Source organism: Eggerthella sp. 1_3_56FAA, from assembly GCF_000185625.1.
Classification (GTDB): domain Bacteria; phylum Actinomycetota; class Coriobacteriia; order Coriobacteriales; family Eggerthellaceae; genus Eggerthella; species Eggerthella lenta.
In genome coordinates this window covers 592,429-605,742 of the sequence record NZ_GL622581.1, presented here as the reverse complement: position 1 = coordinate 605,742, position 13,314 = coordinate 592,429, and the positions used below count along the sequence as shown (strand labels likewise).

Annotated in this window: 12 protein-coding genes and 1 pseudogene; 9 read left to right on the top strand and 4 right to left on the bottom strand. The window is 64.1% G+C overall.

Features of this window, described 5'->3' with window-relative positions:
• Positions 1-440: pseudogene (locus HMPREF1023_RS12885) on the top strand (IS256 family transposase); the annotation flags it as partial.
• Here the strand turns inward: HMPREF1023_RS12885 and HMPREF1023_RS12880 are convergent.
• The gene (locus HMPREF1023_RS12880) at positions 437-952 is read right to left on the bottom strand and encodes a hypothetical protein (RefSeq protein ID WP_009306862.1); all 516 of its coding nucleotides are present in this window, start codon (positions 950-952) and stop codon (positions 437-439) included. The pseudogene HMPREF1023_RS12885 and the gene HMPREF1023_RS12880 overlap by 4 nt on opposite strands.
• A 142-nt stretch (positions 953-1,094) precedes the next feature.
• Between HMPREF1023_RS12880 and HMPREF1023_RS12875 the strand changes: the two genes are divergently transcribed.
• The 4 genes from HMPREF1023_RS12875 (at position 1,095) to HMPREF1023_RS12860 (ending at position 5,167) form a co-directional block, all read left to right on the top strand.
• Positions 1,095-1,838: an ABC transporter ATP-binding protein gene (locus tag HMPREF1023_RS12875; RefSeq protein ID WP_009306861.1), complete on the top strand. Its 744-nt coding sequence runs from the start codon at positions 1,095-1,097 to the stop codon at positions 1,836-1,838.
• Positions 1,839-1,848: 10 nt separating this feature from the next.
• Positions 1,849-3,438 carry a hypothetical protein gene (locus HMPREF1023_RS12870; RefSeq protein WP_009306860.1) on the top strand — a complete coding sequence of 530 codons (1,590 nt, stop codon included), beginning with the start codon at positions 1,849-1,851 and terminating at the stop codon, positions 3,436-3,438.
• 116 nt (positions 3,439-3,554) lie between these two features.
• The gene (locus HMPREF1023_RS12865) at positions 3,555-4,052 is read left to right on the top strand and encodes a GntR family transcriptional regulator (protein ID WP_009609402.1); all 498 of its coding nucleotides are present in this window, start codon (positions 3,555-3,557) and stop codon (positions 4,050-4,052) included.
• Positions 4,052-5,167, top strand: a complete 1,116-nt coding sequence (locus HMPREF1023_RS12860; protein ID WP_009306858.1) for a DUF1648 domain-containing protein — start codon at positions 4,052-4,054, stop codon at positions 5,165-5,167. Before HMPREF1023_RS12865 ends, HMPREF1023_RS12860 begins: the two co-directional genes overlap by 1 nt.
• Positions 5,168-5,267: 100 nt before the next feature.
• Here the strand turns inward: HMPREF1023_RS12860 and HMPREF1023_RS12855 are convergent, their stop codons facing one another.
• On the bottom strand, positions 5,268-7,271 hold the full coding sequence (locus HMPREF1023_RS12855; protein WP_009306857.1) for a sodium:proton antiporter: 2,004 nt from the start codon (positions 7,269-7,271) through the stop codon (positions 5,268-5,270).
• Between the two features lie 228 nt (positions 7,272-7,499).
• On the opposite strand from HMPREF1023_RS12855, the gene HMPREF1023_RS12850 reads away from it, so the two are divergent.
• Positions 7,500-9,329: an ABC-F family ATP-binding cassette domain-containing protein gene (locus HMPREF1023_RS12850; RefSeq protein ID WP_009306856.1), complete on the top strand. Its 1,830-nt coding sequence runs from the start codon at positions 7,500-7,502 to the stop codon at positions 9,327-9,329.
• A 21-nt stretch (positions 9,330-9,350) separates the two neighbouring features.
• Here the strand turns inward: HMPREF1023_RS12850 and HMPREF1023_RS12845 are convergent, their stop codons facing one another.
• On the bottom strand, positions 9,351-10,535 hold the full coding sequence (locus HMPREF1023_RS12845) for a helix-turn-helix domain-containing protein (protein WP_009306855.1): 1,185 nt from the start codon (positions 10,533-10,535) through the stop codon (positions 9,351-9,353).
• A gap of 281 nt (positions 10,536-10,816) precedes the next feature.
• On the opposite strand from HMPREF1023_RS12845, the gene HMPREF1023_RS12840 reads away from it, so the two are divergent.
• Entirely contained in the window at positions 10,817-11,608 is a 792-nt protein-coding gene (locus tag HMPREF1023_RS12840; protein WP_009306854.1) for an HAD family hydrolase, read from the top strand.
• A 121-nt stretch (positions 11,609-11,729) separates the two neighbouring features.
• Here HMPREF1023_RS12840 and HMPREF1023_RS12835 read toward each other — a convergent pair whose 3' ends face one another.
• Positions 11,730-12,242: a nitroreductase family protein gene (locus HMPREF1023_RS12835; RefSeq protein WP_009306853.1), complete on the bottom strand. Its 513-nt coding sequence runs from the start codon at positions 12,240-12,242 to the stop codon at positions 11,730-11,732.
• Positions 12,243-12,374: 132 nt separating this feature from the next.
• Here HMPREF1023_RS12835 and HMPREF1023_RS12830 point away from each other — a divergent pair, with 132 nt between their 5' ends.
• Complete coding sequence (locus tag HMPREF1023_RS12830; protein WP_009306852.1) at positions 12,375-12,740, top strand: helix-turn-helix domain-containing protein; 366 nt, start codon at positions 12,375-12,377, stop codon at positions 12,738-12,740.
• Positions 12,741-13,042: 302 nt separating this feature from the next.
• A partial coding sequence (locus HMPREF1023_RS12825) for an MATE family efflux transporter (RefSeq protein ID WP_255346940.1) occupies positions 13,043-13,314 on the top strand: 272 nt, incomplete at its 3' end.

The following is a 13,314-nucleotide window of genomic DNA, read 5'->3' as shown; positions in this document are numbered from 1 at the left end:
AAGAGGTGGTTGACGGGCGGATCCGCTACAAGCACGAGAGGCTGCGCACTGCGCGCGGCGGGCTTCTGAAGCTTTGTAGGGCCGGTACCCTATTCACCTATCTCGACGAAGGCTTGCTCGAGGGAGGACCTGTTCCGGCGACTACGAACAGGATCGAAGGCGGCGTGAACGCCCAGATCCGCCACATGCTGCGAGAGCATCGGGGATTGAGGCTGACGAGGCGCGTCAAGGCGGCGTTCTGGTGGTGCTATATGGACCTTGAAGCCCGTGCAAGCCCGAAAGAGATCCTGAAGGAAATGCCGACGGACGTCCTGATTGCTGAGTTTTATCGAGCAGCTGCCGAAGCTAGCGAAAAAGATGAAGCGGTGGGGCGCTGGGGCACTGCTGTGCAATGGAATGACCTGCATGCAAGCGGCCCTTATCGCATGGATTACGATTAGGCTCTGGACACACTTTCTTGCCTATAACCCCCGAACGTCGTGAAGATGTTGAGCGCGGGGCCCAGGAACACGGCGAAAGGCAGCTGGGCCAGCAGCATGGCGCGCACTTGGTCGGCGGAGACGTCGCCCGCGCCCGCCGCCGCTGCGGCCTGCTGTTGCGTGGCGACGATGGTCGACATGCTGGGGTCGAAATCCTGCGGGAACGCCAGAAAGTACACCGCCGCGCCGATGGCGGCCAGCAGGGCGGGACCGAACCAGGCGACGACGAACCACGGCAGGGATTTCTTGAACCCGCGCGGCTTGATGAGGCTGTTCTTGAATCCCTCGCGCGTGACGAGGCGCGTGATGAGCACGCCCAGGGCGGGGAAGAACATGGCGGCGCCGGTGGCGAACTGCGCGGCGACCGGAGGAACGCCCACGAGCGCTCCCGACGATATCGGATACACCACCCCGAACTCGTACGCCCAGGTCAATATGAACGTGATCGCCAAGAAAATAGAAATCCGCTTCATGCTAGCGCCCCTTGTCTCTCCTGAATCCGATCCCCAGCACGGCTCTTGCATCTTTGTTCCATCTGTTATAGCATAAATATAACAAACAACCGCGGGAAGGTCAACAACCGCGAACGGATCGCGGATAGGGAAGGAAACGCGCATGACGGCAGAACAGAAGAAGGCCGCTCCGGTGCTTTCGGTCAACCATGTGGTGAAGGCGTTCGGCGCGAAACGGGCGGTGGACGATGTGACGCTCGACGTCATGCCGGGCGACATTTTCGGATTCGTCGGCCACAACGGCGCCGGCAAAACCACGCTCATCCGCGCTATCGTGGGCGTGACGGGCTTCGACGAGGGCGACATCCGCATCGCAGGTCAGTCGGTGAAAACCGACGCGCTGGCCTGCAAGCGCATGACCGCCTACGTGCCCGACAACCCCGACATCTACGAGTTCCTCACGGGCATTCAGTATCTCAACTACCTTTCGGACATCTTCGAGGTGCCCGCCGACGTGCGTGAACGCCGCATCCGGGCGTACGCGGACCGGCTGAGCCTCACCTCGGCGCTGGGCGACCTCATCTCCTCGTACTCGCACGGCATGCGCCAGAAGCTGGTGCTCATCGGCGCGCTCGTGCACCAACCGACACTGCTGGTGCTGGACGAGCCGTTCGTCGGTCTCGACCCCGAGGCGTCCTTCCACGTGAAGGAGATGCTGCGCGAGCTGGCCGATGGCGGCTCGGCCGTGTTCTTCTCCAGCCACGTGCTGGAAGTGGTGGAGAAGCTGTGCAACAAGGTGGCCATCATCAAGCAGGGCACGCTGCGCGCATGCGGCCCGACGGCCGACGTGGTGGGCGACGAGAGCCTGGAGGACGTGTTCCTCGACATGATCGACCGGAACGCGTAGGGGGTTTGCCATGAAACCGTTCATTCTGCTGCTGAAGATACAGCTGCTAGGGCTGTTCGGCATCAACAAGACGCTGCACGCCGACCCCGCGAAGGCGAAGCGCACGCTGGCGCTTGCGGCGCTGGTCGTGGCGGCCGTGGTGCTGTTCGCTTCGGCGTACTCGGCGGGCGTGGCGCAGGGGCTCGTCCAAATCGGCTTGGCCGAAGCCGTTCCCCTGGTCGCGGTGCTGGTGGGCGCGATCGCCGGCGCGGTTGCGGCGTTCCTCAAAACGAACGGTGTGCTGTTCGGCTTCAAGGACTACGACCTGGTGATGTCGCTTCCGGTGCCCACGTCATCGGTGGTGCTGTCGCGCATCGCGTCGCTGTACGCCATGAGCCTGCTGTTCGGCGTGCTGGTGATGGTGCCGGCTTTCGCCGTGTACGCGTCGGCTGCTGGGGTGTCGGCGGTCGGGGTCGCGTGCATGGCGCTGTCCATCGTGCTGGCGCCGCTTCTGCCCCTGGCCGCGGCCGTCGTGCTGGCGGTGCTGATCGCTGCGGTGTCCTCGCGCTTCAAGCACGCGAACGTCGCGGTCATCGTGCTGACGCTGGCCGCCACGCTGGCGGCGGTGTTCGGCTCGTTCGCGCTGTCCGGCCAATCCGACGACCTGGCGGCGTTGAGTGCGCTCGGCGCCCAGCTGACGGGGCAGCTCGCGGCCATCTTCCCGCCGGCCGCATGGGCGACTGCAGGCATCGTGCAGGGCGACCTCGTGCAGTTCGCCGCCTTCGCTGCGGTCAACATCGCGGCTGCGGCGGCAGTGTTTGCGCTGGTCGTGCTCCTATTCGTGCCGGTGAACTCGCTGCTCATGTCATCCAGACCGCGCGGGACGTTCTCGTTCGACGGCAAGGACGCTGCACGCTCGAAGTCGTCCACGCCCTTCCGCGCGCTCATGGTGAAGGAGCTGCGGCTGTTGGCCGCCACGCCCATCTACTTCATGAACGCGTGCATAGGCTACGTGCTGGTGCTGGTTGCAGCCGTCGCGGTGGCGGTGGGCTCTGCCACGGGGATGCTGTCGCTCGATTTGCTGCCGCCCGCGTACGCGCCGTTCGTCGGCGCGCTGCTTCCGTGGGCGCTCGCGTTCTTCTGCGCTATCTCGTCCACGACGGCCGCCTCGGTTTCGCTCGAGGGCTCGGCGCGCTGGCTCATGCTGACGGCCCCCGTGCCGCCGGCGACGGTGCTGGGAGCGAAGGTGGCCGTCAACTTGGCCATCGCCGTGCCGTGCCTCGCGGTGTCGGCCGTGCTCATGGCGGCGTCGCTGCCGCTCGACGCCCTGTCCGTCGCAGCGCTGTTCGCGATGCCGCTTGCGGCCTGCATGCTGGCGGCATGTCTGGGGCTGGCGCTTGACGCGCGCAGCCCGAAGTACGACTGGACCAGCGTGTACGAGCCGGTGAAGCGCGGCGTTCCGGTATTCGCCGTGATCATGATCGGCATGGTGTTCTGCGTCCTCGGCATGGGCGTCACGACGTTGCTAGGCGTGGGCGCGTCGCTCGTGCTGGCGCTTCTGGCGGCCGCGGTCTCCGTCGCGGCGTACCGCGGCGCGGTGAAGCGGGGACTGAGGGCGTAGCCGCTCAATGCGGCGCGGAGGACGAATGCGCGAGACGATAATCGCCTGCGCGATCGCCGCCTCTCGGTTGCGAGCGCTACAATACGACGAGGAAACGAAAGGGAGAAGGCGTGCGTATGGTTATTCGCATCGATCAGAAGTCGGAAGAACCGCTGTACCTGCAGATACGCAGCCAGATCATCGCGGCCATCGCCACGGGCGAGCTGGTGCCCGGCACGGCGTTGCCATCCGTTCGCGCGCTGGCTAGCGACTTGGGCATCAACCTGCACACGGTGAACAAGGCGTACGCCGTGCTGCGCGACGAGGGCTACGTGCTGATGCGCGGCCGATCGGGCGCCTACATCGCCGACCCGTGCGAGGACGATCGGGCCGACCGCGCCCAAATCGAGCTGGCGAAGATGGAGGACGGCCTGTTCGAGCTGGCGTTGGCGCACCGGGCGCGCGGCGGCACGTGGGGCGAGTTCCTGGAGTGCGCGCAGCGCCAGGCCGCGCGCGCCTACGGGGCGGGCGAACGATCCGATGCCCGAACTGCGCAAGCGAGCCGCGACGCGCAGGGCGAGAACATCGAGCGCGCCGCCTCGTGCGAACCGGCGTTCAAAGGGGGTGCGCTGTAGTGGAAGGGTTCGACCCGACCGTCATGATGGCCGTTACGGCATTGCTCATGCCGGTCATCGGCGCGTTCATGGCCATCACCCCGTACCTCATGCGCCGCGGCGAGGTGTTCACGGTCACCGTTCCCACCTCCGAGCAGCACGATCCGTACGTCGTAGGACTCAAGCGCCGCTACGCCGCCATCGTCGGGTCGGCTACGGCGGTGTTCACGGTCGTCGGCTTCGCGAGCGCCGCCATGGGCAACGCAGGCGGCGTGCTGGGCGCGCTGATCGTCGGGTCGCTGGCGGTGACCGCAGGCGGCTACGCGCTCATGCTGGCGTTCCGCGCCAAGATGTCCGCATACAAAGCCAAGCGCGGTTGGACGGCTGACGCGCAAGAGTCCGTCGCGGTGGTGGGCGAGCAGCCCGTGCCGCGAGCCATCTCTCTCAAATGGAACCTGTTGTACCTGCCCATCATGGCCATCACCTTCGCCGTGGGCGCGGTGGGTTACGTGCATATGCCCGACATGATTCCCATGCATATGGGCTTCGACGGCACCGTGAACGATTGGACTGAGAAAACCCCGCTCATCCTGTGGATGCCGGTACTCATCCAGGGGTTCATGGCCGCGTGTTTCGTGTTCTCCCACTGGACCATCGCTCGTTCGAAGAAGTGGGCCGAACCCGGCGCGCCGGCCACGTCGGCGCTGGCCTACGGCCTGTTCGCCCGCGCGCAGAGCATCTATCTGGTGGCGGGAGGCGTGGTGATAGCGGTGGCCATGATCGCCATGCCGCTGTCGTTCATGAACGTGATCGACCTGGGTCAGGCAGCCGTCTTCATCATGATCGCGGCTATCGTGCTGTGCGTCGGCGCCATGGCGATCAGCCTCGTGTACGGCCAGGCGGGTTCACGCGTGTTCAAGAACATGCAGACATCCGATCGGCTGCATGTGGACGACGACCGTTATTGGAAGTTCGGCGTGTTCTACTGCAACCCCGACGATGCCAGCCTGTTCCTGCCCGAGCGTTTCGGCGTCGGTTGGACGCTGAACTGGGCGCGCCCTGCTGTGTGGGCCATCGTCGCAGGCGGTTTCGTGGTGACGGCTGCTTTCGTGGTCGCGGTGATGCTGCTGTTCTAGGCGAGGCGCGTGCTACGTGCGCGGGTTGCATGCGCAAGCTGGGCAGCCGAGGCGAAGTCCCCCTGAAAATGAGACATTGACTCCGTCCTTTTGTCTTGTTCTACACGTTGTCCTCCAGATCGATTTGCATGAGCATCACGTTCTCGCGCAGCCGTTTGTACGAGAAGCGGGGCAGCGCCCCCTCCTCGTAGCGCGCCTGAATAGCTTCCAGCTCAAGCCGCAGTCCTTGGCGCTGGATGTCCACGGCTTTGTTCGCAGTGCTGGTCAGCACGGTGATGGACGGGCTTGCGGCGCTGTGAATGGTTTGCACGAGGCTTTGGTATTCCAGTAGCAGCTTGCTCAGGTTCTCGGTAGGCTCTTCCGAAGTGGGAGAGGCGAGCTCCGCCTGCAACTTTTCGATGACGTGCTCGTTGCTGCGGAGGCGCAGGTCGCGCTCGGCCTGCACGCGCTCGGAGAGATCGTCGCCGGGCAGCGCCTCCACGATACGATGCCATCCTGCGTGAGCGAGCGTGCGCACGCGCAGGTAGGCGATTTGCAGCGACACACGGTCGGCATGATGGCGCAGCAGATTTTCCGTGCGCGAGAGGCGCTTGATGTGCCGGTACCCTATCAGCTGATCCACTTCCTCGCGTTCAAGGAGATCGAGCGTGAAATCGCGTTCCCACCGGTTCGCTTTCAGGCGCAAGGGCGTCATGGACTCGTCGGGCAGTTCGCTTCTGTTCTTCAGGCGGGCTATGCGCTCGTTGTAGCCGTGGACGACCGCTTGCGTGGCCGCGCGGTTCTCGCCGGTTTGACGTGCCGCCAGCTCTTCGATGACCGATCGGAGTATCTCGATATTGGCTTGCTCCTCGTCGAAGCAATCCTCGTCGTCGGTATCTTTCTTCGGCGCGATCAGCGGCACGGCGAACGTGGCCAACAGCATGGTGACCACGATGACGCCGCATGCTAGGAACAGCAGCAGCTCGCGCTGCGGGATGGAGAACGGAATAGTGAACGCCACGGCAAGCGTGATGGTTCCCTTCGGGCCGGCCAAGGTCATGATGGCCGTCGAGCGAAGCTCATCCAACGTCATCCGGCCTCTGCGCTGGCGATGGACGCGCTCCATGATAAGCACCCAAAGGAAGCGGGCGGCCAGCATGAGCACGGTGATGCCCAGGATGTAGCCGATGAGAGCGTCGTTGTCGATGGTGACGTTTTCCCAGGTACGCTGCATGGCGCGCGGCAGCTGAGTACCCAGAAGCACGAATACGATGCCGTTGAGGGCGAACGTCAGCACGCGCCACACGCTGGCGGACACGATATTCATGCGCGAGACGGACGGGCCGATGGCGCGCGGCGATACGACGTTCAAAATGCCGGCGGCGACGACCGCGATGATACCGCTGGTGCCCAGCGCGTTGGCCACCAGGTACACGATGAACGGCACGAACACCTCGAACAGCACATGGAACGTGGTGTTCTCGAGGCCCCACGAGCGCACGCGGCGCACGATGAAGTTGCCCGTGAGCCCCAACGCTACGCCCACGAGTACGCCGCCGAGGAATGCGAAGAAGAAGTTCGCCGTGGCGCCGACCAGCGAGAATGTACCGGTGACGGCTGCGGCTATGGCGAATTGGAACGACACGATGCCCGAGGCGTCGTTGATGATGGATTCGCTTTCCAAGATATTGCGCGAACGTGCGGGGATCTTCACCTGCTTCGACAGCGAGGCGACCGACACCGCGTCGGTGGGTCCGAGCGCGGCGCCCAAGGCGAACGCCGCGGCCAAGGGGATGGATGGAACCAGCCAGTTGACGGCGAACCCGATGATCAGGGCCGAGGCGATGACCAGCCCGACGGCCAGCGACAGCACCGGGCGTTTGTTCTCCCACAGCGCCTTCTTGTCGAGGTTTTTGGCCTCGTCGTACAGAAGCGGGGCTATGAACAGCACTAGGAACAGGTTGGGATCGAAGGCGATGCTGATCTGCGTGCCCATGACCAGCGCGATGAGCAGGCCCAGCCCTATCTGGATGAGGGGCGATGACACTTTGGGAACCAGCTGGTCGATGACGGATGAGAGCAGCACGGCGGCCAGCATGAGCAGCGAGAATTCAAGGAGTTCCACGCGGCGCCTCCTTTTGCATGATGATCAGGGCTTGACCCCATTGTAACGCAATCGCTAGCTGGCGGGGCGTTGCGAGCCGGTCTTCCTGCTTGGGGTCGGGATTCGAGACGAGGCTTCGTATGGGCATGAGGCGCAAGATGAGGGCGGCCTTCTCGTGGATCGGCGGCTCGCTTTCCCGCCATGCGCTATAATCGGCCTTCCGAACTACGTGAAGAAGGATGGCGGGCGATGGCGTTTCTGCTTGGATGCGAAAAGGTGCGGGTCGATTTCCCCACGAAAGAGGTGTTCTCCGAGGTGTCGCTGGGCGTTGACGAGGGCGACCGGGTGGGCATCGTCGGGCGCAACGGCGACGGCAAGTCGACGCTGCTGAACCTGTTGGCAGGCACGCTGGAGCCAGACGAAGGCCGCGTGCTGCGCAACGGCGCCGTGCGCGTGGGCGTGCTGGGACAGGCCGACTCGCTCGATCCCGCTGCCACGGTGGGGCAAGCCGTGGTGGGCGATCTGCCTGAATACGAGTGGGCCGGCGACGCGCGCATCCGCGACATCATTGCCGGGTTGGCCGGCGATATCCCTTGGGACGCGCAGGTGGGAACGCTGTCGGGCGGGCAGCGCCGTCGAGTGGACCTCGTGCGGCTGCTCATCGGCGACTGGGACGTGCTGGCGCTGGACGAGCCCACGAACCATCTGGATGTGCGCGCTATCACGTGGCTGGCGGACCATCTGAAAACCCGCTGGAAAAAGGGCGCGGGCGCGCTGTTGGTGGTCACGCACGACCGTTGGTTCCTCGACGAGGTGTGCCTGCGTATGTGGGAGGTGCACGATAAACGGGTGGAGCCGTTCGAGGGCGGATTCTCGGCCTACATCATGCAGCGCGTGGAGCGCGATCGCGTGGCCGCGCTAGCCGAGCAGAAACGCCAGAACGAGCTGCGCCGCGAGCTGGCGTGGCTCTCGCGCGGCGCACGGGCGCGTGCGACGAAGCCGAAGTTCCACGTGGCCGCCGCCCAGGAACTCATCGCCGACGTGCCGCCTTTGCGCGACGAGCTGGAGCTCAAGCGCATGGCCATGGCGCGCCTGGGCAAGCAGGTGGTCGACCTCGAGCACGTGAGCGTGCGCTTCGACGACAAGACGATCCTCGACGACGTGGACTGGATCATCGGCCCGGGCGACCGCTACGGCATCGTCGGCGAGAACGGCACGGGCAAGACCACGCTGCTGCGCGTGATCCAGGGTCTGCAGCGCCCGAACGCCGGCGAGGTGAAGATCGGCAAGACCGTGCGTTTCGCCGTGCTGTCGCAGCATCTGGACGATCTGTCCGAACTGGGCGACGACCGTGTGCGCCAGGTCATCGGCCGCTACAGCCGTCGCACGATGCTGGACGGCAAGGAGATGACGCCCGCCCAGCTGCTGGAGAAGCTGGGCTTCAAGCGCGCCGACCTCAACGAGCCGGTGAAGGACTTGTCCGGCGGGCAGAAGCGCCGTCTGGCCCTCATGTTGATCCTGCTGGACGAGCCGAACGTGCTGATCCTCGACGAGCCCGGCAACGACCTGGACACCGACATGCTGGCCGTGGTGGAGGACCTGTTGGACGCCTGGCCGGGCACGCTGCTTCTGGTCACGCACGACCGCTACCTCATGGAGCGCGTCACCGACCACCAGTTCGCCCTGGTGAACGGGAAGATCCGTCATCTGCCGGGTGGGGTGGACGAGTATTTGAGGTTGTCCGACGCTTCCCCCTCTTCCATGGCGGCCGGCAGTCCCGCACGTCAACGCCCTGCGCACGCCGCCGATTCGGGCTTATCTGGGACCGAAGCATCGCCCGAAAGCTCCCGCCTCTCCGGCGGCGAGCAGCGTACCCTGCGCAAGCTCATGCAATCCAACGAGCGCAAGGTGGAAACGCTCAACGGCAAGATCGAGGACGTGCGCGCGAGCATGGCCGCCGCCGACCCCACCGACTTCACCGCGCTCGGCGACTTCCAAGCCCAGATTTCCGATCTCCAACAGCAGATCGATGCCCTTGAGGAAGAATGGATGGAAGCCGCCGAGAAGCTGGGGGAGTAGGCTTCGATTGCCGGTCCTGCGCTATTTCCACGTGCGTCCCGCGGGGTCGTTGGCTTCGCGCGGGGCGGACGACGGGGTCGGCGTTTGGGACGACGCGGGGTCTTCGGGTCCCCGGGACCAGGGATCATCTTGCTGCGCGTACTTCACCCAGGCGTCCTCCTGGCGCGCTTCGGCGATCCAGTCTTCCTGGGTCTTCGACACCACGCTGCCGATCATCCACACGATGCCGCACAGGATGCCGCCCACCACGAAGGCGATCCAGCTGATGGCGAAACCGCCCGCGCCGCGGCGGATGGCGTCTTTGAGCGCGAACTTGTCGATGCCGTCCCAGCCGCCGATCTGGTCGAACAGCGGCACGAAGCCCCACACCAGGAACACGATGGTGGCCAGCAGCATGATGCAGCCGCAGATGACGCCCATCACGCGTTCGGCGCGAATCTGCTCGGGTGACTTGACGACGGCGGTAGAGGGCATGTCGGCACCCAGGTTGCGGCGATGCGCGATGTAGGTGAGCTCGGAGAGGTCGTACTTCGACTTTTGCATGCAGGCCCAGATGAGAATGCCAATGGCGATGGCGAGGATGAGCATGAAGGGGAACATGACGAGCTCCTCCACGTATGCGCCGTTGATCATGGAGCTACTGTTGTCGGGTACGAGGCCGATTAGCATGATGACGTCGATGAGGATGAGACCCACGCCGACGGCGATGAGCGTCGGGTAGCGTTGCCCGAACCGATCGAGCGTGTCGGAGGAGTACCGCGGCTCGATGGAAGGGTTGCGACGCTTGAATTCGCTGTGGTTGAGACTGCCGACGACCAGGATTACCACGCCGATGACGATGCAGGAAAGCAGGGCGACGGTCTGCAGGTTATCCGGCCAGCCGAAGGCTTCAAGCAGCGCGTTCAGACCCACGCCGACCAGGATGCAGGCGACGCCGGCCGCGATGGACAGGTCGAAGCGGTTCATGTGCTCGTCGTAGCGCTCGGTGTCGTTTTCTTTGACGACATGCACGCTGCCGCGCATGAGGTCGTCGAGGCTGGTATGAAACAGGTCGCATAATTGCAGCAGCTTGTCCATTTCAGGGTAGTTCGTGCCGGCTTTCCATTTGCTGACGGTCTGGCGCGACACGCTTAACTGCTCGGCAAGCCCTTCCTGCGTGATGCCGTAATGCTGGCGCAGGTACACGAGGTTGTCGGCGAAACTCATGGCGGTCCCTTCTTCGTGGTCGATTGCATGATACCCGAAGCGCGGAGCTGAGCGGCCGCGCTTCTGCGTTTACCATCATGCGGTTGCAGAGCCGCCCGCTCTACCAATCTGGTGTTGCGTTTTGGGATTTTCTCCGCACGCTCAGGGTGCGAAGCATTTTGAACTGGGGTTTTGTAAAACAGGTATCAAGTTCGTGCAAAGTAGTCGTGTAGGGTCACGCAGGTTGACGCGAGCGTCGTACAATGATCGGAACACGCGGTTATTTCAAGGAGGGCTTTCTGATGATCAAGCTTATCGCCAGCGATATGGACGGCACGTTCCTCGACGGAAACGAGTGCGTGCCGGAAGGCTCGTACGACCTCGTTATGCGTTTGCGCGATGCGGGGATCCAGTTCGTAGCATCGTCGGGTCGGCGCTTCGACACGCTGCACGAGCTGTTCGAACCGGTGGTCGACTGCATGGACTTCGTCGCGTCGAACGGCGCGCAGGTGATGGTCGCCGGCGAGCTGGTCGACTTGGAGGTGTTCTCGCATGCGGCCGTGAAGCGGTTGGCCCGTGTCGTTGATATGTTCGACACCATGCACCTTGCGCTGTTCGACGAGACGCGCAGCTACTTGTTGGACGACGAAGCGCGCTTCGAGCGAGAGGTGGACAAGAACCTGCCGAACCCCGTGCGCGTGTTCGACGTGCCCTCGCCGCAGACGAGCATCCTGAAAGCATCCGTGTATTGCGACGATGCCGTCATGGACATGGCCTACATCCTCACGCGCGAGCTGGACGACGACTTCGTGTTCGCGCCGTCGGGCCGTAAATGGATCGACGTCATGCAGCGCGGCGTGAGCAAGGCGACGGGCATCCAGCAGGTGCTGGACGCGCACGGCATCCAGGCGAGCGAGATGATGGCGTTCGGCGACTCTATGAACGACTACGAAATCCTGCGCATGGCGGGAACGAGCGTCGCCATGGGCAACGCTCGGTCGGCCATCAAGCAGATCGCCACGAAGGTGATCGGCACGAACGTCGACCGCAGCGTCCAGCGCGAGCTTCACGCCCTGCTGGAGGGCGCGCGGTAGGACGGTTTTGAATTTGTGCAGACGGTGTCTGCACAAATGGGTTCGCTCTGCAATGGCATCCTTTTGGGTGGGACGTAAAATCCGTGCTGCAGAAGGCCTGCGCTCTTCGAAAGGCGCTTCGTTACGCGTGGATTACCAGCTCGCTTGTCGGGATGCGCTCGGTGGCGTGGCGGTCGGGGCTCTTCAGCTCGCCGGCGGGATGCCCGACGGCCAGGATGTTCACCGGGACCAAAGTTTCCGGCAGCCCGAATTCCTCTCGGATGACCGTAGGGTCGAAGCGGCAGATCCAGACGCTTCCCAGGCCCAAGTCGGTGGCGGCCAGCATCATGTGGTCGGTGAGGATGGACGCGTCCACATGGACGGTGCTCATGCCGTCGAGCGGACGCTTCCACGCCTTCTCGCCGTCGGCGCACACGACGAATGCGAGCGGCGCGTCGAACACGTTCGCGGCTTTCGCCAGGCTGGCGAGCCCTTCCTCGCTGGTCACCTGGAGGATGCGCACAGGTTGGCGGTTCGCGGCGGTCGGCGCGACGCGGGCCGCTTCGACGATGGCGTCGATGTGCTCCTGGCTGACGGGGACGGGCTGGTAGGCGCGGGTCGAGCAGCGCTTTTTGGCGAGATCGAGAAACGACATGGGTGCTCCTATCTCTGAGGCGAGCGACGGTTCGTTCTTCCTCCATACTACTCTTCGGTTTCTGCGGGGCAAGTAGATACTTTTTTGGAATATACTACCCGAAAAGAAAGTATTGGACGGAAGAGGCTGCGCATGAAAACCTGTCCCGACGCGTACCATTGCCCGGTCGAGGCAACCATCGACATCGTGGGCGGCAAGCACAAGGTGCTCATCCTGTGGCACCTGAGCAAGGCCGGCGTGCTGCGTTTCGGCGAGCTGCAACGCCGCATGTCGCAGGCCACGCCCAAGATGCTCACCCAGCAGCTGCGCGAGCTGGAGGCCGACGGCATGGTGCATCGCGAGCTGTACCACCAGGTGCCGCCCAAAACCGAGTACTCGCTCACCCAGCGCGGCGTCAGCTTCGTCCCCGTCCTCAACGCCATGTGCGCCTGGGGAAAGGACGTGCTGGACGAGGTGGGGAAGCCGTCGCCCGAAACTTCGGAGGTTCTGGCGGGTTGACCGCTTCGGCATCGCGCAGTATGCTGGGCGACGCTGTATCCGCCTCAACGAGAAGGCACACATGAAGCTTTGCAGAGTAGCGGCTCCGCGCATGATCGCCGATGAAGCATCGCACGGAGCCGAGGGGCATATTCATCGGCATCGATAGACGCGCCGCGCGAAACCCGGGCGCGCGTTTCCTTTGATGCCGGCATGACGGACTCGTTCAGCGCCGCAGGTGATGATTCATCTGCGGCGTTTTTTTGCGCCCTCGGGCGCTTCGTTACGTTTCCGCATTCCGAATTCTCAGAGGTGAACCTATCGTGTCAGATGCTTCTCTTTCCTTTACCGAAGGGCCGCTGTTCAGGCGGTTGCTGGCGTTCGCGTTGCCGCTCATGGCGGTGAACCTGCTGCAGTACGTGTACCAGGCTGTGGACATGGTGGTGGTCGGCCAGGTGGTGGGGCCGGTGGGGCTCGTGTCCATCAGCAACGCGACGAACGCCGCCTATATCGTGAACGCGTTCGTCATCGGCCTCACGGCGGGCGGCGGCGTGGTCGTCGCGCGGTTCGTGGGCGCGCGCGACGTGGCCGGCCA

Bases quoted from the DNA above. Each gene is read 5' to 3' on its own strand.
- HMPREF1023_RS12830 (WP_009306852.1), top strand. From the start codon at position 12,375: ATGAAAACCTGTCCCGACGCGTACCATTGCCCGGTCGAGGCAACCATC.
- HMPREF1023_RS12875 (WP_009306861.1), top strand. From the start codon at position 1,095: ATGACGGCAGAACAGAAGAAGGCCGCTCCGGTGCTTTCGGTCAACCAT.
- HMPREF1023_RS12870 (WP_009306860.1), top strand. From the start codon at position 1,849: ATGAAACCGTTCATTCTGCTGCTGAAGATACAGCTGCTAGGGCTGTTC.
- HMPREF1023_RS12840 (WP_009306854.1), top strand. From the start codon at position 10,817: ATGATCAAGCTTATCGCCAGCGATATGGACGGCACGTTCCTCGACGGA.
- HMPREF1023_RS12845 (WP_009306855.1), bottom strand. From the start codon at position 10,535: ATGAGTTTCGCCGACAACCTCGTGTACCTGCGCCAGCATTACGGCATC.
- HMPREF1023_RS12850 (WP_009306856.1), top strand. From the start codon at position 7,500: ATGGCGTTTCTGCTTGGATGCGAAAAGGTGCGGGTCGATTTCCCCACG.
- HMPREF1023_RS12865 (WP_009609402.1), top strand. From the start codon at position 3,555: ATGGTTATTCGCATCGATCAGAAGTCGGAAGAACCGCTGTACCTGCAG.
- HMPREF1023_RS12835 (WP_009306853.1), bottom strand. From the start codon at position 12,242: ATGTCGTTTCTCGATCTCGCCAAAAAGCGCTGCTCGACCCGCGCCTAC.
- HMPREF1023_RS12880 (WP_009306862.1), bottom strand. From the start codon at position 952: ATGAAGCGGATTTCTATTTTCTTGGCGATCACGTTCATATTGACCTGG.